General features: G+C 65.4%; 17 protein-coding genes. 15 read left to right on the top strand and 2 right to left on the bottom strand.

The genetic code is table 11. The annotated features are described in order from the left end of the window. Window positions 1-705 (bottom strand): aminotransferase class III-fold pyridoxal phosphate-dependent enzyme (locus tag PMI42_RS28275; RefSeq protein ID WP_193376355.1); only part of this gene is annotated, 705 nt, incomplete at its 3' end. Between the two features lie 24 nt (window positions 706-729). Beyond that, window positions 730-1,665: a GntR family transcriptional regulator gene (locus PMI42_RS28270; protein WP_008140670.1), complete on the bottom strand. Its 936-nt coding sequence runs from the start codon at window positions 1,663-1,665 to the stop codon at window positions 730-732. Window positions 1,666-1,732: 67 nt separating this feature from the next. Between PMI42_RS28270 and PMI42_RS28265 the strand changes: the two genes are divergently transcribed. The 15 genes from PMI42_RS28265 to PMI42_RS28195 all read left to right on the top strand — a co-directional run bounded on the left by PMI42_RS28265 (window position 1,733) and on the right by PMI42_RS28195 (window position 19,086). After that, window positions 1,733-2,893, top strand: a complete 1,161-nt coding sequence (locus PMI42_RS28265; RefSeq protein ID WP_008140668.1) for a C45 family autoproteolytic acyltransferase/hydrolase — start codon at window positions 1,733-1,735, stop codon at window positions 2,891-2,893. Beyond that, window positions 2,893-4,458, top strand: a complete 1,566-nt coding sequence (locus PMI42_RS28260; RefSeq protein WP_008140666.1) for an ABC transporter substrate-binding protein — start codon at window positions 2,893-2,895, stop codon at window positions 4,456-4,458. Before PMI42_RS28265 ends, PMI42_RS28260 begins: the two co-directional genes overlap by 1 nt. Window positions 4,459-4,472: 14 nt before the next feature. Continuing rightward, complete coding sequence (locus PMI42_RS28255) at window positions 4,473-5,417, top strand: ABC transporter permease (RefSeq protein ID WP_008140664.1); 945 nt, start codon at window positions 4,473-4,475, stop codon at window positions 5,415-5,417. Next, complete coding sequence (locus PMI42_RS28250) at window positions 5,414-6,226, top strand: ABC transporter permease (RefSeq protein WP_035966863.1); 813 nt, start codon at window positions 5,414-5,416, stop codon at window positions 6,224-6,226. The genes PMI42_RS28255 and PMI42_RS28250 overlap by 4 nt, the downstream gene beginning before the upstream one ends. After that, entirely contained in the window at window positions 6,223-7,830 is a 1,608-nt protein-coding gene (locus PMI42_RS28245) for an ABC transporter ATP-binding protein (RefSeq protein WP_008140660.1), read from the top strand. Before PMI42_RS28250 ends, PMI42_RS28245 begins: the two co-directional genes overlap by 4 nt. A gap of 14 nt (window positions 7,831-7,844) precedes the next feature. Beyond that, window positions 7,845-9,386, top strand: coding sequence for an ABC transporter substrate-binding protein (locus tag PMI42_RS28240; protein WP_008140659.1), 1,542 nt, complete (start codon window positions 7,845-7,847; stop codon window positions 9,384-9,386). Then, window positions 9,383-10,228 carry a polysaccharide deacetylase family protein gene (locus PMI42_RS28235; protein WP_008140657.1) on the top strand — a complete coding sequence of 282 codons (846 nt, stop codon included), beginning with the start codon at window positions 9,383-9,385 and terminating at the stop codon, window positions 10,226-10,228. The genes PMI42_RS28240 and PMI42_RS28235 overlap by 4 nt, the downstream gene beginning before the upstream one ends. Further along, window positions 10,225-10,995, top strand: coding sequence for a polysaccharide deacetylase family protein (locus PMI42_RS28230; RefSeq protein ID WP_008140655.1), 771 nt, complete (start codon window positions 10,225-10,227; stop codon window positions 10,993-10,995). The genes PMI42_RS28235 and PMI42_RS28230 overlap by 4 nt, the downstream gene beginning before the upstream one ends. 271 nt (window positions 10,996-11,266) lie before the next feature. Further along, window positions 11,267-12,262 carry a TRAP transporter substrate-binding protein DctP gene (gene dctP, locus PMI42_RS28225; protein WP_008140654.1) on the top strand — a complete coding sequence of 332 codons (996 nt, stop codon included), beginning with the start codon at window positions 11,267-11,269 and terminating at the stop codon, window positions 12,260-12,262. 4 nt (window positions 12,263-12,266) lie between these two features. Beyond that, window positions 12,267-12,830, top strand: a complete 564-nt coding sequence (locus PMI42_RS28220) for a TRAP transporter small permease (RefSeq protein ID WP_008140651.1) — start codon at window positions 12,267-12,269, stop codon at window positions 12,828-12,830. Beyond that, on the top strand, window positions 12,827-14,125 hold the full coding sequence (locus PMI42_RS28215; RefSeq protein WP_008140649.1) for a TRAP transporter large permease: 1,299 nt from the start codon (window positions 12,827-12,829) through the stop codon (window positions 14,123-14,125). Before PMI42_RS28220 ends, PMI42_RS28215 begins: the two co-directional genes overlap by 4 nt. Before the next feature lie 203 nt (window positions 14,126-14,328). Then, window positions 14,329-15,504 (top strand): alpha-hydroxy acid oxidase, encoded by a 1,176-nt coding sequence (locus PMI42_RS28210; protein ID WP_008140647.1) that lies wholly within the window; start codon window positions 14,329-14,331, stop codon window positions 15,502-15,504. A gap of 253 nt (window positions 15,505-15,757) precedes the next feature. Beyond that, window positions 15,758-17,065, top strand: coding sequence for an NtaA/DmoA family FMN-dependent monooxygenase (locus tag PMI42_RS28205; protein ID WP_008140645.1), 1,308 nt, complete (start codon window positions 15,758-15,760; stop codon window positions 17,063-17,065). Between the two features lie 108 nt (window positions 17,066-17,173). Beyond that, on the top strand, window positions 17,174-17,956 hold the full coding sequence (locus PMI42_RS28200) for an amidohydrolase family protein (protein WP_008140642.1): 783 nt from the start codon (window positions 17,174-17,176) through the stop codon (window positions 17,954-17,956). 89 nt (window positions 17,957-18,045) lie between these two features. Continuing rightward, window positions 18,046-19,086 carry a LysR family transcriptional regulator gene (locus PMI42_RS28195; RefSeq protein WP_162137426.1) on the top strand — a complete coding sequence of 347 codons (1,041 nt, stop codon included), beginning with the start codon at window positions 18,046-18,048 and terminating at the stop codon, window positions 19,084-19,086. Window positions 19,087-19,099: the final 13 nt, after the last annotated feature.

The raw sequence follows: 19,099 nt of genomic DNA, 5'->3' as shown, positions 1-19,099 counted from the left end.
CAGCACGCCGCCCGAGCCGGTGACGGGTTCGACGATGACGGCGGCCACGGTCGAGGGATCGTGCACCTGCAGCAGCTTCGTCAGCTCGTCGGCGAGATGCGCGCCCCATTGCGGCTGTCCGCGCGAGAACGCGGCGTGCTCGAGGTCATGCGTATGCGGGAGATGATCGACCTCCGGCAGCAGCGGCCCGAAATCCCGGCGGTGACGGACGATGCCGCTCACCGACAGTCCGCCCCAGCCCATGCCGTGATAGGCCTTGGCGCGCGAGATGAAGCGGATGCGGCTGGCATCGCCACGGGCGCGGTGGTAGCCGCGCGCGATCTTCAGCGCGGTGTCGACCGATTCCGAGCCTGAATTGGTGAAGAAGACGTGGTCGAGCCCGGCAGGCGCGATCTCGGTGATGCGGCGGGCGAGCTCGAAGGCGGCCGGATGGCTCATCTGGAACGAGGAGACGAAATCGAGTTTTGCGGCTTGAGCCTGGATCGCTTCGACGATGCGCCGTTGCGCATGGCCTGCGTTCACGCACCACAGTCCTGCCATGCCGTCGAGGATGCGCCTGTTGTCGTCGGTGATGTAATGCATGCCTTCGGCGCCGACGAAGATGCGCGGCTTCGACTTGAACTGCCGGTTCGGCGTCATCGGCAGCCAGAACGGCTCCATGGCCTCGCGGGTGAGGGGGCTGTTGGACGAGGCGAACGCGTTCATGGTCATGACAACTCTTGTCCGTCGTTAGGCGATCTTCGATGGAGCGGCGGAATTGGCTGGGCTGCGCTTGAGTTTCTGGGCGCCTTCGAGATGCCGGCGCAGCAGCGCGGCGGCGGCCTCGTTCTGGCCGGCTTCGAGCTGGTCGAGAATGGCGAGATGCTCGCGGCAGTTCACGATCACGCGTGCATGACCGAAGGTCCAGTCGTAATTGCCGAAGCGGCGCAGCCGGTTCTGCTGCTGAACCGCGACCAGGAAATAGCGGTTGCCCGAAGCGGCGGCGAGACCTTCATGGAAGGCCGCATTCATCTCGTAGAGCGCGATGCTTGCGGTGTCGCTCCACGGCATCGCCAGCATCTCCTGATGACGCAGGCGCATCTCGGCGGCCCAGGCCGGATCGAGCTGAAAGCCCGGCTCGAGCAGGCCGGCCGGCTCGATCAGCAGACGATATCGGTAGCTCTCGTCGCGCGCCTGCGTGTCGGCAAGCGTCGGCTGAAAACGCCAGCCATGACCGGGCTTGCGCTGGACCGCGGCAACTTCCGCAAGCTTGGTGAGCACGCGCTGCACGATCGGCCGTGTCGCATCATAGCGCTGCATCAGGTCGCGCTCCGATACCTCGTCAGGTAGCCGCCCGGCGCGGCGATCACGCGCGATGGAGAGGAACAAGCGGTCGGTCTCGTCAGGGCTCGGCTTCGGCGGTGCCTTGTGCGGGGCAGGGGCTGTCTCGGCAACGAAATAGCCGCGGCTGGCGCCGGCATGCACCAGCTTGCGCCGCGCCAGCAGCTTCAGCGCGGCACGCACCGGCGTACGCGAAACCTGGAGGCGCTCGGCCAGCGCGACCTCGGCAAGCCGTGTTCCCGGCGCGAGCCCGTCGCTCCGGATCAGCTCGATGATCCCGGCGGACAGTTCACGCTGGAGCCGGCTTGGGGGCGCCCTTTCCGCGGCTGAAGATTTTTGTTTCATGTCATCACAAAATACATTAGCCTTCACGAGAAAGCAAAAGGAACTTCAAGAAGGAATCTGGCGTCCCATGGTCGAGCCCTTTCCCCTCATCGAAATTTCCGGTCCTCCGCGCGAGCGTGGCCGTCAGTACGGACAGAAGGCGGTGGGCCGCATCAAGAAGGGGACGACGCATTACTTCGCGCAGTTGAAGGAGCTCTCGCTCGATGCGAAGGGCGTCGCTGAGCTGGTGCGGGATTATCTGCCGGTCATCGAGGGTTTTGAGCCCAGCTATATCGAGGAGATGCGCGGCATTGCCGAGGGCGCCGACGTGCCGTTCGAGGATATCGTGCTGCTCAACGCCCGCACCGAGATCCTCAAGCTTGCCAATCCAAAGATCCGCGCGCGCCTGAAGGCGCCCGACGAGCCCGATGGTTGCACCGGCCTCGTTGCGTTGCCGGTGGCGACAGCGAACGGTCGCCTGATTCATGCCCAGAACTGGGACTGGAAGCGCGAGTGCGCGGAGACCGCCGTGGTGCTGAAGGTGCGCCGCGATGACGGTCCTGATCTCATGACCTTCACCGAGGCCGGCGCGCTGGGGCGCTGCGGCTTCAACGCGGTCGGCATCGCGATCACCGCGAACTATCTCCAGAGTGACCGCGACTATCGCCAGGTCGGCGTGCCGCTGGCGCTGATCCGCCGCAAGGTGCTGGAGCAGGAGCATGTCGCGCTTGCCATGCGTGCGGTCTACTGCACGAAGAAATCCGCGGCCAACAACATGATCGTCAGCCATCGCGAGGGCATCGCGATCGATTTCGAATGTGCGCCGGACGAGACCTTTCAGGTGCATCCGCAGAACGGCCTGCTGGTGCACGCCAATCACTTCGTGAGTCCGGTTGCGCTCGGCAAGCTCAAGGACGCCGGCATCCAGGATACCCCGGACAGCCTCTACCGCGACATCCGCGTCCGCGATCTGCTCCAGCCCCATATCGGCAGCATCACCTTCGACACCGTCAAGACCGCGCTGTTCGACGAGTTCGCCTATCCCTGGTCGGTGTGCCGCCCGCCGCGCCGCAACCTCAGCAACAATCTCAGCGCCACCGTGGCGATGATCCTGATGGAGCCGGCGAGCGGAACGATGCAGGCGGCGCCGTTGCCCGCGCTCAACCGCGAGTTCACGACATATCGGCTCGAGATCGACGAGATCGGCCGGGCGGCGTTCGAGCGGTCGGCCGCCGCGGGGGCAGCGTGATGCGGCGGCGTCGGCCATCGCCGGGGTGGGCGGTCGGTCTGGCCGCACTGGCCCTGCTGGCGATGCTCGGGAAAGCCGGCGCCGAGACATTATTGCGGACGCGGCTCAACGCCGACATTCGCTCGACCGATCCCGGCACTAATCGTGACGCCAACACGGATGGGGTAATCGGCCACGTCGTGGAAGGACTGGTCGCCTTCCGGGACGATACTTCGATCGGGCCGATGCTCGCCGACAGCTGGACCGTTTCGAACGAAGGCAAGACCTACACCTTCCGCCTGCGGCAAGGCGTCAAGTTCCACAACGGCGCAACCATGACTGCGGATGACGTGGTCTGGTCGCTGAAGCGCTGGCTCGACCCGGCGACGCAATGGCGCTGCCTGTCAGAGTTCAGCGCCACCGGGATAGCGCGCATCGAGAAGATCGAGGCGCCCGATCCCCAGACCGTCGCCATCACGCTCGATCAGCCGACGGCCCTGTTCCTCCCGACCCTGGCGCGGCCCGATTGCGGCCAGACCGCGATCATCCATCGTGATTCCGTCGGCGCAGATGGCAAGTGGATCGCCCCTGTTGGCACCGGCCCGTTCAAGCTCGCGGAGTGGAAGCGGGGACAATATGTCGATATCGTCCGCTTCGACGGTTATGTTTCCCGTAGCGAGCCGCGCACCGGTTATACCGGCGCCAAGGACGTCAAGGTCGACCGCGTGCGCTTCAACGTGATCCCGGACAGCTCTGCCGCGAAGGCAGGACTGCTCAGCGGCTCGCTCGACGTGATCCTCAGCCTGTCGATCCCCGATCTCGAAGAGCTCAAGTCGCGTCCCGAGGTGCAGCTCAGCATCACGCCCGCGCTCGGCCTCACCGGCATCCTGTTCCAGACCAAAGACCCGCTGCTGAAGGATGTGCGTATTCGCCGGGCGATTGCGCTGTCGATCGACACGGCGCAGATTGTGGACGCAGTGATGATGGGCACGGCACGTCCCAACAATTCGGCGCTGCCGCTCGGCAGCTCGTTCTACAGCGAGGCGCAGTCGCACGGCTACGCGCAGAATATCGCGGAGGCGAAGAAGCTTCTGGCGGAGGCCGGCTACCGCGGCCAGCCGATCAAAATGATCACCAACAAGCGCTACAGCTTCGTGTTCGATTCCTCCGTGCTGGTGCAGGCGATGGCGCAGACCGTCGGCATCAACATCGAGCTCGAGGTGATGGATTGGGCGGCGCAGCTCGATCGCTACAACCGCGGCGATTACCAGTCCATGGCCTTTGTCTATTCGGCGCGGCTCGATCCGTCGCTGAGCTTCGAGATGCTGACAGGGCCGAAAGCAGCGCAGCCGCGCAAGGTGTGGGATAATCCGGAGGCGCAGGAGATGCTGCGCCAGTCCATGATGATCGACGACACTGCGAAGCGCCAGGCGCTGTTCGACGAGATGCACAAGCGCTTCATCGCTGACGTGCCGATGATCGTGCTGTTCAACGGCGCCGAACTGACGGCGCTGCGCAAGAGCATCAAGGGCTATGCCGGGTGGCTCTATCCGCAGCCGCGGTTCTGGGGCGTCGCGGTGCAGTAGAGCAAGGGCGCGCCATGTTGGGTTACCTCGCAAGACGGCTGGCCATGACGATCCCGACGCTGCTGCTGGTCGCGATCGCCGTGTTCGCGCTGGTGCGGCTCATTCCCGGCGATCCCGTGCAGGTAATGCTCGGCGATGCCGCCGATCCCGCCCAGGCGGCGCAGCTTCGCGCCCAGCTTGGCCTTGACCAGCCGATCCCGGTCCAGTTCATGCACTGGATCGCAAAGCTTGCCGCCGGCGATTTCGGCCACTCCATCACCAACAATCTGGCGGTACTGCCGCTGATCCTCGATCGTTTCCAGGTCAGCGCGGTCATCGTGCTGGTGGCGGTCGGGCTGGCTGCCTGCATCGCCGTTCCGGCCGGCCTCGTCGCGGCCTGGAAGCAGAACAGCCTGGTCGATCTCTCCGTCGTCGGCGGCGCCACGCTGCTGCTGTCGATTCCGAGCTTCTGGCTCGGCCTGCTGCTGTTGCTCCTGTTCGGGCTCAAGCTGAAATGGCTGCCGGTGATCGGCTATGTGCCGTTCGCGGAAAACGTCTGGCAGGCGGCGACCTTCATCGTGCTGCCGATTGCGACGCTGACCATGGTGGAGATCGGCGTGCTCACGCGCATGGCGCGCGCAGCCTCCATCGAGGTGCTCAGGCTCGAATACGTCACCCATGCCCGCGCCAAGGGCGTGCCGGAATGGCGCGTGCTGGCCCGCCACGTCCTGCCGAATGCCTTCGCGCCGACCTGGACGCTGATCGGCCTCGTGCTCGGTCATCTCCTCGGCGGCATTGCCGTGATCGAAACCGTGTTCACGCTGCCCGGCCTCGGCCGCCTGCTGGTCGACTCCATCTTCGCCCGCGACTATCCGGTGGTGCAGGGCTGTCTGCTGTTCACCGCCGTGATCTATGTCGTGGTCAATCTCATCGTCGACCTCTGCTATCCCTTGTTCGATCCCCGGGTGACGGTGGCATGAGGATGCGCGCCAATACCGCGATCGGCGGCACGCTCATCGCGCTGCTGCTTGGCGCGGCCGTCACCGGCGCCTTCTGGACGCCGTTCGATCCGCTGCGGATCAATCTGCGCGCAAGGCTCCAGGCGCCGTCCCCTGTTCACTGGCTCGGCACGGACGAATTCGGCCGCGACGTGCTCAGCCGGATCATGGTCGGCGCGGGTGCCAGCGTGGTCATCGCCTTTGTCACGGTGCTGCTCGCCGTCGCCGCCGGCATGGTGATCGGCTGCGTCGCCGGCTACATCCGCGGCTGGGCCGATCGCATCATCATGGCCGTCAACGACGCGCTGCTTGCGTTCCCCGGCATCCTGCTGGCGCTGGCCGTGATGATCGTGGTCGGCGCCAACAAGGTCGGGCTGATCCTGGCGCTCGGCCTTGCCTACATCCCCTCGGTCGTCCGCGTGGTGCGCGGCACCGTGCTGTCGATCCGCGAGAAGGAATATGTCGAGGCCTCGCGCGTGATCGGCAACTCGGAAGTCTATTCGATGATCCGCCACGTGATGCCGAACGCGATTGCGCCGGTCGCGGTGCTCGCGACCAGCATGTTCGGCTGGGTGCTATTGGCCGAGAGCGCGCTGAGCTTCCTCGGCCTCGGCGTGCCGCCGCCGGCACCGACCTGGGGCAACATGCTGGCGGCGAGCCGTCCGTTCATGGAGACGGCGGCCTGGCTCTCGATCGCGCCGGGTCTCTGCATCGCGCTGACGCTGCTCGGCATCAACCTGCTCGGCGATTCCCTGCGCGATCGCCTCGACCCCAGGATGGCGCACGGATGACGCTGCTGTCGGTCGAGAACCTGCGCATCGAGGTCGCCGCCAGCAAGGCCGTTATTGTGGAGGACGTCTCCTTCGCGGTCGAGCGCGGCGAGTTCCTCGCCGTCGTCGGCGAATCCGGCAGCGGCAAGACCGCCGCGGCACGCGCCGTGCTCGGCCTGTTGCCGCCGGAGCTGCGCAAGGCCGGCGGCCGCATCGTGCTCGACGGCGTCGATCTTGCAGGCGTCTCCGCGCGCCAGATGCGGACGCTGCGCGGACCCACCGTCGGCATGGTGTTCCAGGAGCCGATGGTCTCGCTCAATCCGGCCATCAGCGTCGGCGCCCAGATGGCTGAAGGGCTCGGCCTGCACGAGCGGCTTGGCAAGCGCGAGATCAAGCGCCGCTGCCTCGACATGCTGGCGCGGGTGCAGATCCGCGATCCCCAAAGAACCTTCGACGCCTATCCGCACGAATTCTCCGGCGGCATGCGCCAGCGCATCATGCTGGCCTCGGTCATGCTCTTGAAGCCGAAGCTGTTGATCGCGGACGAGCCAACCACGGCGCTGGATACCCTGACCCAGCGCGAGGTGCTCGACCTCATGGTCGGGCTCGCCCGTGACCACGGCACCTCGGTGATGCTGATCACCCACAATCTCGGCCTGGTCTCGCGCTATGCGCAGCGGGCGCTGGTGCTGCGCCAGGGCAACATGGTTGAAACAGGCACGAGCCGGCAAATCCTGTTCGCGCCGCGCGAGGCCTATACCAAGCGGCTGGTCGAAGCCCTGCCGCGGCGCGGCGCCACGACCAAGCCGCGACAAGGCGGCGAACCTCTCGTCAGCGTGCGCGGCCTCAAGGTCGGCTTCGCCGGACGACAGCGGTTGTTCCGCCGCGATGCCGGCGTCTCCGCCGTCAACGGCGTCGATCTCGAGATCGCTGCCGGTGAAACGGTCGCCGTGGTCGGTGGCTCCGGCTCAGGCAAGACCACGCTCGGCCGCGCCATGTTGCGCCTGATCCCGATTTCGGGTGGCGAGATCAGATTCCGGGGCAGGGACGTCACGGCGACGATGGATCGCGACTTCCGGCTCGCCTCGCAGCTCGTGTTCCAGGATCCCTACTCCTCGCTCGACCCGCGCATGCGGGTCGGCGAGATCGTCGCCGAACCGCTGCGTCATGTTCCGCAACTGGCAGCAGCCGAGCGCGACAGGCGGGTCGAGGCGATGCTCGACGAAGTCGGGCTTGCCGGTCTGGCTGCGCGCTGGCCGCACGAATTGTCCGGTGGTCAGCGCCAACGGATCGCGATCGCGCGTGCCATCGTGCGCCAGCCGGCCTTCGTCGTCGCGGACGAGCCGGTCTCGGCGCTCGACATGACCATCCAGGCGCAAGTGCTGAAACTGTTCGAGCGGCTCCAGGCGCAATACGGCTTTGCCTGCCTGTTCATCAGCCATGATCTTGCCGCCGTCGAGCAGGTCGCCAACCGCGTCGTGGTGATGCAGGGCGGCCAGATCGTCGAGCAGGGCACGCGGGACGAGATCTTCGATCACCCGCAGCATGATTACACCAAGGCGCTGCTCGCCGCCGCGCCCGTCTTGGACTTCGCCGGTACGGCGGCGGAGCGTGCCTCGGGCTGAACAGGATTTTGCGTATGAAGCGCTTTGTCGTTGCGTTGTGTCTGATGCTCGTGTCGCTGTCCGCGGCCCGCGCCGAGAGCGTCCTGCGCAGCATGGTCACGACCGACATTCGCGGCCTGATGCCGGGCAACAGCCCCGACGACAACACCGGCCTCGTGCTCCAGCAGATCTATGAAGGCCTCGTCGCCTGGCGCGCCGATGGCACCGTCGCCCCGATGCTGGCCAAGGCCATCGAGACCTCCTCGGATGGCCGCACCTACACCTTTACGCTGCGCGAGGGTGTGACCTTTCATAACGGCGCGCCGTTGACCTCGCGCGAGGTGGCGTGGACCTGGGAGCGCTTCCTCGATCCGAAATCCGGCTGGTCGTGCCGGACCAACTTTGATGGCACGCGCAAGATCAAGATCGCCGAGATCACGGCGCCATCGCCCGAGCAGATCGTGTTCCGTCTCGCAGAGCCGAGCGGCGCCTTCCTCAGCACAATGGCGCGGGCCGATTGCGACGGCACCGGCATCGCGCATCCGGACTCGGTCGGTGCCGATGGCGCCTGGCAGAAGGCGATCGGCACCGGCCCGTTCAAGCTCGCCGAATGGCGGCGCGGCCAGTTCATCGAGCTTGCGCGCAACGAGGCCTATGCCGCGCGCGTCGAGCCGGCCGACGGTCTCGCTGGCGCCAAGCTGGCCAAGGTCGATCGTGTCAGGCTGTCCATCGTGCCCGATCCGGCGGCGGCGAAGGCGGCGATCCAATCCGGTAGTCTCGATCTCTGGCCCTCGGCCGATCCGAAATTCGCAGGCGAGCTGAAATCGGCGGGGCTCGTGATCAGCTCGGCCCCGGTCGCCTCGCTGAACGCGATTGTGATGCAGACCAACGATCCGCTGCTCAAGGACAAGCGCATCCGGGCGGCGATTGCCGCCTCGCTCGATTATCCCAGCATGAGCGACAGCCTGACCGACGGCTACGCCAAGCCGAGCACCTCTCTGGTGCCGCTCTCGAGCCGTTACTATGGTGCGGTGGAGCAGGCGGGTGTCGGTCTCGACATCGTGCGCGCAAAGAAGCTGTTGACGGAGGCGGGCTACAAGGGCGAGCCGATCAGGATCACGACCAATTCGCGCTTTCCCGTCATGAACGACGTTGCCGTGCTGGCGCAGGCGATGGCACAGCAGGCCGGCCTCAACCTCACCGTCGAGGTCGTCGAGTTCGCGACCCAGCTCAGCCGCTACAACAAGGGCGACTATCAGCTGATGGTATGGAACTACACGCCCTATCTCGATCCGGCCTTCGGCCTCGACCGTTTCATCGGCGACAAGGCCGCGCAGCCAGATCGCGTCTGGAGCAATCGTGACGCGATCGAGCTGCTCGGCAAGCTGATGGAGACGTCTGCGCCCGAGGCGCGTCAGCCTCTGTTCGACGCGCTCCACAAGCTGTTCGTCGATGATGCGCCGATGATCGTGTGGAGTTCCGGCGTCAATGTCTCGGCGGTCTCGCCCAAGGTGCGCGGTTATGCGCCATGGGCCGGCCGTAAGCCACGCTTCTGGAATGTCGAGGTTGTCAGATGATCTCCCTTGCCCAGCGCAGGCAGCATGCCTGGCCGGACGGCGCGCGTTGCGTGGTCGGCCTCACGCTCGATTTCGACGGCACCTCGCTGGAGCGTGGCCGCGGGCAATTGCCGCTCGGCGCGCGCTCGCACGGCCGCTACTCCGCCAAATGCGGCATCCCGCGCTTCGTCGACATGTTCACGCGGCACGACGTGCCCTGGACGTTCTATGTCTCCGGCTATGACGCCGAGGAGAGCCCCGATCTCGTCCGCGACATCTCGCGTTCCGGCATCGAGATCGGCTCCCACGGCTATTTCCACGAGGGCACCGACCCCGGCGATGCCGAGCCGGAGCTGCTGGAGCGGACGCACCGGCTGCTCACGGAGATCACCGGCATCGCGCCGCGCGGATGGCGCTCGCCGTCCGGGCACAAGACCGCGCGGACGCTGCGCAAGCTCCGCGAGCTCGGCTATGTCTACGATTCCAGCGACAAGGATTTCGACCTGCCGTATCTCGCCCGCTACGACGGCGAGGAGCGCAGTGACTATGTCTGCCTGCCCAACAACACTTCGAGCCTGGACGATTTCCCGTTCTACCGCGTCAGCTACACGCCGCCGTCGGAAGTGCTGACGCATTGGGAGCAGGAGTTCGACGCCATCTACGCCGAGGGCGGCTATTACAATCTGACCTTCCACCCGCGCGTCGGCTACGGCTCCGGCTCGCCCGCGCGTGTCGCGGCAGTCGAGGGGCTGATCAAATACGCCAAGCGCCACGACGGCGTGCGCTTCGTCGGAATGCTGGAGCTGGCGGAATGGTGCCTGAAGCAACCGTCCGACTGGCGGCGGGACTGGAGCGGACAATGAGCAAGCCGATCATTCCCGTCGTCGTCACCGTCAACCTCCAGGGCAAGACGGTCGAGCGGACCCAACTCGGCGAGGACGCGCTGTTCGGGCGCGCGTCCTACGGAAAATACGCCTATGCGGTCGGCTGCGAACGTCTGTTCGGCCTGCTCGATCGCCACGGCATCAGATCCACCGTGTTCGTTCCCGGCGCCGAGGCAGAGGCCAATCCCGCCTATGTCGCAGCACTCGCCGGCCGCGGCCACGAGATCGCCGCGCATGGCTGGGCAATGGAAGAGATGGACGCGGCAGGGATCGACGAGCGGGGGTTGCTGGAGCGCACGCATGCGACGCTGTCGCGGATCGCCGGACGAGCGCCGCGCGGCTTTCGCGCGCCGCATGGCCGCCTCACCGAGCGCACGCTCGGACACCTCGCCGACCTCGGCTATCGCTATGATTCCAGCTTCCAGGACGACGACCATCCGTACCGGCTCGACGCCGATGGCGGCCGCGGCATGGTCGAGGTGCCGCATGCGGAGATCCTGATCGACGCGACGCTCTACGGCCAGCGCCAGACCCATGATCGCGTCATGAAGATGTGGCGCGAGGAGATCGAGGCCATGCATCGCGAGCGCTGCCTGATCGCGCTGACCTTGCATCCGCGCAGCGACTACGGCAGCGCGCGGGCAAGCCGTGTGGCGGCGCTCGACGGTCTGCTGAGCTGGCTGCGCGGGCTCGACGGTGTTGCATTCCTGACCTGCGAAGACGTCGCCGCCCAATCGCTCTGCTGACCGCATCGCATCCCCGCGAGAAGTCGGTCGTCGATAGGGCCGCCCCAGCCCGCCGGTCGCGCCTGTGCCGTTCATCGGAATAAGCGGCAAATCGCCGCGCGATGCATCATTCCGGCCGATGGATGCCATCAGGAAAATGCCCAATCGGGCCGGAAAGCCTTGTGCTAACAAAACGCAATGGCGTCTCGGCAAGATCATTCTGCCGCGGCGCCAGGCCAGGGGCGGCACGTCCCGGTAATACAAAAGAATAACATCAACCTTAGGGATGGAAATGGCACGACGGCTTGCGGATTTCGCAGCAGCAACCCTGCTGGCGCTCTCCTTCCTGGCGACGCAGACGACCCCTGGTACGGCTGGCCAGACGTGGAATGCCTACACTTACAATTCGGTCGCAACGGTTACTGCCGCCAAGGGCCTCGCCGAACTGTTCGACGAGATCGGCAAGCGCACCAATGGCGAGCTGAAGATCAAGCTGCATCTGGGCGGCACGCTCCAGATCAAGGCGACCGACATCACCCAGGCCGTCGCCGACAACATTGTCCAATTGGGGGATGACGCGTTCTTCCTCGGCAGCGTGCCGGTCGGCGCGGTGGTGCGCCTGCCCATGCTGGTCCACAATCCCGCCGAATACGAGAAGGTGTCGGCCATCCTCGCGCCGGCCCTCAGCGAAGCCTATGCCAAGCGCGGCATCGTCGTGGTCGGCCAATACGTGTTTCCGGAGCAGGTGATCTGGTCGCGGAAGGAGCTCAAGTCACTTAAAGACATCCAGGGCCAGAAGATCAGGGTGATCTCGCCCGACCAGGGCGAGTTCATCAAGAAGATGGGCGGCTCGCCGGTGACGCTGGGAACGGCCGAGGTCCCCGCCGCGATCGATCGCGGCGTCGTTGACGGCGCGATCACCGCAAGCTCCGGCTACGGCTATGTCTGGCGCGATCTCTTCAAGTACAATTATCGGCTGAACCTCGGCTATGTCTCTTCGCTGCTGCTGGTGAACAAGAAAGCCTGGGACCGGTTGTCGCCGTCCGTCCAGACGGTGGTGCAGGACACGATCCGCGAGATCGCCGATAAGACCACCAAGGCGATGGCCTCCGAGGATCAGGACCTCACCCAGAAGCTTGCCGCGCAGATGACATCGACCACGCCGCCCGCCGCGGAGATCGAGGAGGCCGGTCAGAAGATCAAGCCCTACTACGCCGACTGGGCGAAGGGGCAGGGGCCCGAGGCGGCCGAGCTGCTGGACCAGGTGCGCAAGGCTCTGGGACGCTGAGGGCATGCTGACATCTCCCCAACCGCAGCGCCTCGACGCCGGACACGCCGTCGAGGCCGAGCCCTCGCAAGTCGCCGAGGGATGGATCGAGCGGCTGTGCCGCTGGCTCTGCGAGCTCGCCATCGTCTCCATGATGGTCATGGTCGCGGCCGAGGTCGTCCTGAGAAACCTGTTCGGCGTCTCGCTTCAGTCTGCCGACGAGCTCGGCGGCTATCTCCTCGTCGCCGTCTCGTTCCTGAGCCTGTCGACCTGTTTCGTCAGCGGTGCGTTCCACAAGGTGGAATTCATCGACAACAGGCTCGGCGAACGCGGTCACGCCCTGCGCAAGCTGATCTTCGATGCGATCGCGCTCGCCTTCAGCCTGCTGCTGCTCTGGCAGCTGCTTCGCCTGGTCTTGCGCAGCTTCGACGGCGGCGATTTCGCCGCGACCATTCTCGGCACGCCGCTGTGGATTCCGCAGGCCATCATGCCGCTTGGCACCGCAGCTCTCTGCACTTCGCTGATCAGGGCGATTCGAGCGGACATCCGCTGGCTCGGGGCCGCAAACCGTCGGAGCCATGGCCAATGAGCGCGGGTCTCCAACTCATCGTCGCGTTCGCGGTGTTCCTGTCGCTGCTCGGTCTCGGCATGCAAGTGCCGTTCGCCATCGCGATTCCCGCCGCGGTCTATCTGTTCATGCAGAACGGCTTCGATGCCTTCAACGGGCTCGGCCTCGTCAGCTGGGGCAGCATGGACAGCTTTACCCTGACCGCCATCCCGCTCTTCATCCTGCTCGCCGAAATCATGCAAAAGAGCGGACTGAGCTTTCGGATCTATCGCGGCCTGTCGGTTCTGGTCGCCCGCATTCCCGGCGGCCTGCTCCAGACCAACATCGCGGGCTGCGCGGTGTTCGCCGCGATCAGCGGCTCCAGCATCGCGACCGCGGCCTCGATCGGCAGCGTCGCGCTGCCGCAACTCGGCCAGCGCAAATATGATCGCCGGCTCTCCGCCGGATCGCTCGCGGCCGGCGGCACGCTCGGCATCCTGTTCCCGCCGAGCATCGCGATGATCGTCTACGGCACCTTCAGCGAGACCTCGGTCGCCAAGCTGTTCATGGCCGGCGTGATCCCGGGATTGATCCTGACCGCGATGTTCATGGCCTACATCGCCGTCTACACCACCATCAGGCCAAGCGCGGCGCCTGCGGAGGTGTTGACGCGCAGCATCGCCGGGATCACGGGCGCGCTGGTCGACGTCCTGCCCTTCGCGATCCTGATCGCGTTCATTCTCGGCAGCATCTATTCGGGGCTCGCGACGCCGACCGAGGCGGCGGCGATCGGTTGCCTGTTCGGCATCGCGATCTCTGCCATCTGGGGCGAGCTGACCTGGCCGAAATTCGTCGCCGCGATGCACCGGACGGTCGAGGTGGTCGGCAACATCCTGTTCATCGTCTATGCCGCCTTCCTGTTTTCCTATGCGATCAGCTATGCCGGCGTCGGCGATGACGTCACCGCCTTCGTCGTCGGCCTGCACCTGAGCAAGGTCGAGTTCTTCATCGCGGTCTTCGTCCTCTACACGGTGCTTGGCTGCCTGGTTGAAAGCCTCGGCATGATCGTGATCACGGTGCCGCTGCTGTATCCGGTGCTCGTCCAGTACGGCGTCGATCCGATCTGGTTCGGCGTCATGCTCGTGATGTTCATCGAGCTCGGGCAGATATCACCGCCGATCGGCATCAATCTTTTCGTCATCCAGAGCATCTGGGACGGCAAGCTCAGCGAAGTCGTGATGGGAACGATCCCGTTCCATCTGATCATGCTGGTGCTGTTGTTCATGCTCGCGGTCTGGCCGGAGATCGCCTTGTTCCTGCCGACACGCATGGGCTGAGACGAGTCGTCTTCGAAGAGTTGACGCGCGCGACGTTCGCCGCGCGCCGCTTTGCTGCGCCCGCAGAATTGCGTGCGACATCATCACGCCGACTGATGGTCAGTATCAAAATTTGGCCAATTCTCTGTCATGCGGCGATCGACGAATAATGGCCGGAAATCGATCAGTCGATTCCGCGCATCAAGGTGAGCCGACAAGAATTCATGCAACTCGAACACGCCATAAACTTCGACGACATCAGGACGCTCGCGCGCAAACGCCTGCCGCGGATCGCTTTCGACTTCATCGACGGCGGCGTGGACGGTGAAGCAGGGCTCGCGCGCAATCGCGTCGCGTTCGACCGCTACAAGCTGCTGCCGCGCTATCTGGTCGACGTCGAAAAGCGTCGGCAGTCCGTCAATCTGTTCGGCCAAGACTATGCCAGCCCGTTCGGAATCTCGCCGATGGGCATTGCCGGATTCTTCCGCCCCGGCGCCGATCTGATGCTCGCGCGTGCGGCGGCGCGCTTCGAGATTCCCTACATCATGTCGAGCGCGAGCTGCGATTCCATCGAGGCGGCGATGGCGCTCGCGCCCAAGACGACGTGGTTCCAGATCTACGGCACGCGTGATCCCCACATCACGCTCGACCTGGTGCGCCGCGCCAAGGCGCTCGGCGTGCGGGTGCTGCTGATGACGATCGATACGCCTGTCATGGGCAAGCGCGAGCGCAATGTGCGCAACGGTTTTCGCCGGCCGATGAAGATGACGCCGTCGGTGATCCTGCAGGGATTGAGCCGGCCGGGCTGGACCTGGCGCTATCTCACCAAGGGCGGAATCCCGATGATGGAGAACTGGCGGCCCTATGCGCCGGAGGGCGCGAACGCCAATGCGATCGCCGACCTCTACGGCGAACAGACGCCGGCGCCGGCGCAGACATGGTCGATCCTCGAGCAGGTCCGAAAGGCCTGGGACGGCCCGCTGGTCGTCAAGGGTGTGATGCATCCGGCCGACGCGCTGAAATGCCTCGAGTGCGGCGCGAATGGCGTGATGGTGTCGAACCATGGCGGACGGCAACTCGACAGCGCGCCGGGCTCGATCGACATGTTGCCTGCGATCGCCGATGCGGTCGGCGGCCGCATGGAGGTTCTGATCGACAGCGGCTTCCGCCGTGGCAGCGACGTTGCAAAGGCTTTGTGTCTCGGCGCCAGGGCCGCGTTCTTCGGTCGTCCCGCGATGTTCGGTGTCGCCGCGGCCGGCGAGACCGGCGCCTGCAAGGTCATCGACATCATGCGGCAGGAGATGAGCCTGCTGATGGGACAGCTCGGCTGGATCGACGTGGACAAGGCGGGGCCGGACAGCCTGCTCGACCTGCTGGATCCCCGCATGGGACGAAACTAAAGCATGATGAGATTGGGTTCAAATGCGGCAACGAGGCAGGTGCGCTCCCTCCCTCGCTTGCGGGGGAGGGTCGGGGAGAGGGTATCTCCGCAATCGAGAACCCCAAGAGGAGAGAGCCCTCACCCGGCGTGTTGCGCCGACCTCTCCCGCAAGCGGGAGAGGTGCACCGAGCTCGCGGGTGCTTGATTCAACTCCAACCTCATTCCGATTTAGCGAACGCGGCGAACACCGCTTCGAGAACGAGAGGAACGACGTGACCAAACGCATGCACCTGATCGGCTTCTACATGCACAGCCCGATCAACCATACGGCACTGAGCTGGGCCGATCCCGAGGACGATCGCGTGGAGGGCATGCAGACGTTCGAGCACTGGAAGCGCCTCGCACGGACGCTGGAACGCGGCCGGTTCGACGCGGCGTTCTTCGCCGACACGCCTGGAGGCATGGAGCGCTACAAGGACAGTTTTGAAGACTATGTCCGTTACGGCGTCACTTGGCCCTGCCACGACCCCATGGCCTTGCTCGGCGTGATGCTGGCGGAGACCCGGCATCTCGGGCTCGCCGTCACGCTGTCGACGGCGGGGACGCATCCCTACCACACGGTGCGCCGGCTCTCGACGCTGGACTATCTCAGCGGCGGGCGCGTCGGCTGGAACATCGTGTCGGGGCATCTGCGCGGCGAGCATCGCGCGCTCGGCCTCGATCAGATCGAGCACGACAAGCGCTACGACCAGGCCGACGAATACATGGAGATCTGTCACGCGCTGTGGAACGGGATTCAGTCCGGCGCCGTCCTTGCCGACCGGCAGAGCGGCAAGTTCGCCGATCCGGCCAAGGTCGCGGTGGTCGATTTCAAGGGCGCGCACTACCGCTGCCACACCGTGCCGCCGACGCTGCCGTCGGCGCAGGGCCGTCCCGTGCTGTTTCAGGCGGGCTCGTCGGGCCGCGGCCAGGAATTCGCGCTCAAGCACAGCGATGTCGTCTTCTCGATCCAGGCGCGGGTGGAGTCGATGAAGAATTTCGTCGACAAGCTCAAGGACTCCTCGACATCGCAGGGGCGGGCCGAGCCGCCAAAAGTGGTGTTCGGCATTCAATGCGTGCTCGGCGGCACCGAGGCCGAGGCGAAGCGCCGCCAGGCCGAGATCTTCGAGCGCATCCCGCTCGATGCCGCGCTCAGCCGGATGTCCGGCACGCTCGGCATCGATTTCAGCAGGATCGATCTCGACACGCCGCTTGCGGCCAACACCACCGACGCCTCGCGCGGCATGCTGATGGCGCTGGCGAACATGACCGGCGACGGCAATGCGACCGCGCGCGACGCGGCGCGCGTGTTCGGGGCGACGGCCGGCATGCCGCAACTGGTCGGCACGCCGGAGCAGGTCGCCGATCAGCTCGAGCATCTCTGGCGCACGAGCGGCTGTCATGGCTTCAACATCACGCCGACGACCAACATCCGAAGTATCGAGAACTTCGTCGACGAGGTCGTCCCGCTCCTGCAGGCAAGAGGCGTGTTCCGAACCGACTATGACGGCGACACCCTGCGCGACAATTTCATGAACTGAGGAGGGGATCGCGCGCTCTGCGCCGCGATCGGTGCTTTCGAGATGCCTGACAAATCAACACCACGAACTCCCAAGCTCCAGGCTCCCAATGGGGCCTGCGACACCCATATGCACATCTACAGCAGGGCGTATCCGGCCTCGTCAAAAGCCTGGCTGTTTCCACCCGATTTCAGCGTCGATGATTATCGCAAGGTGCAGGCACGGCTCGGCTTGCAGCGCACGATCATCGTCCAGCCCGTCACCTACGGCTTCGACAATCGCTGCACGCTGGATTCGGTCGCAGCGTTCGGTCCCGGCGCGCGGGCGGTCGTGACGGTGCCGACCGATGTCGCCGACAGCGAGCTCGACAGGCTCTGGCAAAGCGGTGCGCGGGGCCTGCGTTACCACCAGATGCGGGGCAGCCTCACCGAATGGTCTGACGTGCCCGTGATGGCCGAGCGCATCCGCGGCACCGGCTGGCACCTTCAGATTCAATTCGACGGGCTGGAATTTCTCGATCATGAGGCGCTGATCGCGCGCTTGCCCTGCACCGTGGTGATCGACCATATGGGCCGCTACGCCCGGCCGCTCGCGGTGGAGCACCCGGCCGTCCAGTCGCTGCTCCGTCTGGCTGTGCGCGACAATGTCTACGTCAAGCTGTCGGGGGCCTATCACATCGCGCACGCGAGCGGGCCCGAATACAGGGACGTCGCGCCGATCGCGCAGGCCCTGGTTCGGCAGGGGACGGGCCGCCTGCTATGGGGATCGGACTGGCCGCATCCGACCGAGACGGCGGAGACCATGCCTGACGACGCCGACCTGCTGGATCTGCTCCTGGCCTGGGCGCCTGATCCGGCGGTGCGTCAGGCCATCCTTTCCGACAATCCTGCCCGTCTCTACGGGTTCGGATAGCCGACATGCTCCATGCCGTCCCGCCATCTGCTCGACCAACGCCTGATCGACGCGATCAAGGCGGATGCATTACGCAATCATCAGATATAATGATGATGAGCCGGGCGGATCGTTTCATTGACCTGATGAGAGGGCCTGCGCGGCCCGATTCAACTCATTGGGCTAGGTGGAACATGCTCTCCAGGGTGACGCTGGACCAACTCCAGATGCTGATCGCGGTCGCGGACTGCGGCAATTTCTCTGCGGCCGCGCGCAAGGTCAATCGTGTCCAGTCGGCCGTCAGTCAATCGATCCAGTCGCTCGAGGACGCGCTCGAGCTCAAGCTGTTCGACCGCTCGAGCAAGCTGCCCCGGCTGACGGATGCGGGCGAGGCGATCGTCCAGGATGCGCGCCGGATCGTCATCAGCACGGATGCGCTGCGGGCGCGTGCGAAGAACATGGCGACCGTGGCCGAGCCGGAGATCAGTCTCTCGATCGAGCAGGTCTTTCCGAGCCCGGTGCTGATCGAGAGCCTGCGCGCGTTTCGGGAACGTTTTCCGCTCGTATCGGTGAACCTGCTCGCCGAAGGCCTCGGGGCGCCGGAGCAGTCGCTGTTCGAAGGTAACGCGCGGCTCGCGATCTACTCCACCGCGCTGGATGGCATGCCGGGTTTCCAGATGGAATTTCTCGGCGACGTGCCGATCTCGCTGGTGGCCTCGTCCCGGCACCCGCTGGCGGCGATCGAGGGATTGATTCCGCAAGCCGCGCTGGAAGAGCACATCCAGCTGACCATGGTCGACCGCACCAAGCGTTACCGCGGCGTGGTGATGGGAACGCATACCTGGAGCTTCATCGACCAGTTCAGCCGGCTCGATTTCGTCCGTAACGGCTTTGGCTGGTGCGCGATGCCAACCCATCTTGCGCAATCCTATCTGGATTCCGGCGAGCTCGTGGAATTGAAGCTCGCCGCGCACAATGGCGAGCCGCTGCGGTTTCCGCTCTATGCCGTACACAAGATCGAGCAGCCGCCCGGGCCGGCCGCGCAATGGCTGCTCAGCGAGCTGCGGCGTCGCTTTTCAGAATGGATCGCTGCAACCGTCGATCGCCAGTCGCTGCGGCGGGGAATCCAGATCCGCGTGACCACGGTGTGATGGCTGATCGGGC

It is taken from the genome of Bradyrhizobium sp. YR681 (genome assembly GCF_000282615.1).
Taxonomy (GTDB): Bacteria; Pseudomonadota; Alphaproteobacteria; order Rhizobiales; family Xanthobacteraceae; genus Bradyrhizobium.
The sequence above is the reverse complement of the archived record's forward strand: the minus strand, read 5'-3'. Positions and strand labels throughout refer to the sequence as shown.

Coding starts and splice junctions, on each gene's coding strand:
- PMI42_RS28245 (WP_008140660.1), top strand. CDS start 6,223: ATGACGCTGCTGTCGGTCGAGAACCTGCGCATCGAGGTCGCCGCCAGC.
- PMI42_RS28250 (WP_035966863.1), top strand. CDS start 5,414: ATGAGGATGCGCGCCAATACCGCGATCGGCGGCACGCTCATCGCGCTG.
- PMI42_RS28270 (WP_008140670.1), bottom strand. CDS start 1,665: ATGAAACAAAAATCTTCAGCCGCGGAAAGGGCGCCCCCAAGCCGGCTC.
- PMI42_RS28230 (WP_008140655.1), top strand. CDS start 10,225: ATGAGCAAGCCGATCATTCCCGTCGTCGTCACCGTCAACCTCCAGGGC.
- PMI42_RS28235 (WP_008140657.1), top strand. CDS start 9,383: ATGATCTCCCTTGCCCAGCGCAGGCAGCATGCCTGGCCGGACGGCGCG.
- PMI42_RS28210 (WP_008140647.1), top strand. CDS start 14,329: ATGCAACTCGAACACGCCATAAACTTCGACGACATCAGGACGCTCGCG.
- PMI42_RS28220 (WP_008140651.1), top strand. CDS start 12,267: ATGCTGACATCTCCCCAACCGCAGCGCCTCGACGCCGGACACGCCGTC.
- PMI42_RS28265 (WP_008140668.1), top strand. CDS start 1,733: ATGGTCGAGCCCTTTCCCCTCATCGAAATTTCCGGTCCTCCGCGCGAG.
- PMI42_RS28240 (WP_008140659.1), top strand. CDS start 7,845: ATGAAGCGCTTTGTCGTTGCGTTGTGTCTGATGCTCGTGTCGCTGTCC.
- PMI42_RS28260 (WP_008140666.1), top strand. CDS start 2,893: ATGCGGCGGCGTCGGCCATCGCCGGGGTGGGCGGTCGGTCTGGCCGCA.
- PMI42_RS28255 (WP_008140664.1), top strand. CDS start 4,473: ATGTTGGGTTACCTCGCAAGACGGCTGGCCATGACGATCCCGACGCTG.
- PMI42_RS28195 (WP_162137426.1), top strand. CDS start 18,046: ATGATGATGAGCCGGGCGGATCGTTTCATTGACCTGATGAGAGGGCCT.
- PMI42_RS28215 (WP_008140649.1), top strand. CDS start 12,827: ATGAGCGCGGGTCTCCAACTCATCGTCGCGTTCGCGGTGTTCCTGTCG.
- dctP (WP_008140654.1), top strand. CDS start 11,267: ATGGCACGACGGCTTGCGGATTTCGCAGCAGCAACCCTGCTGGCGCTC.
- PMI42_RS28200 (WP_008140642.1), top strand. CDS start 17,174: ATGCACATCTACAGCAGGGCGTATCCGGCCTCGTCAAAAGCCTGGCTG.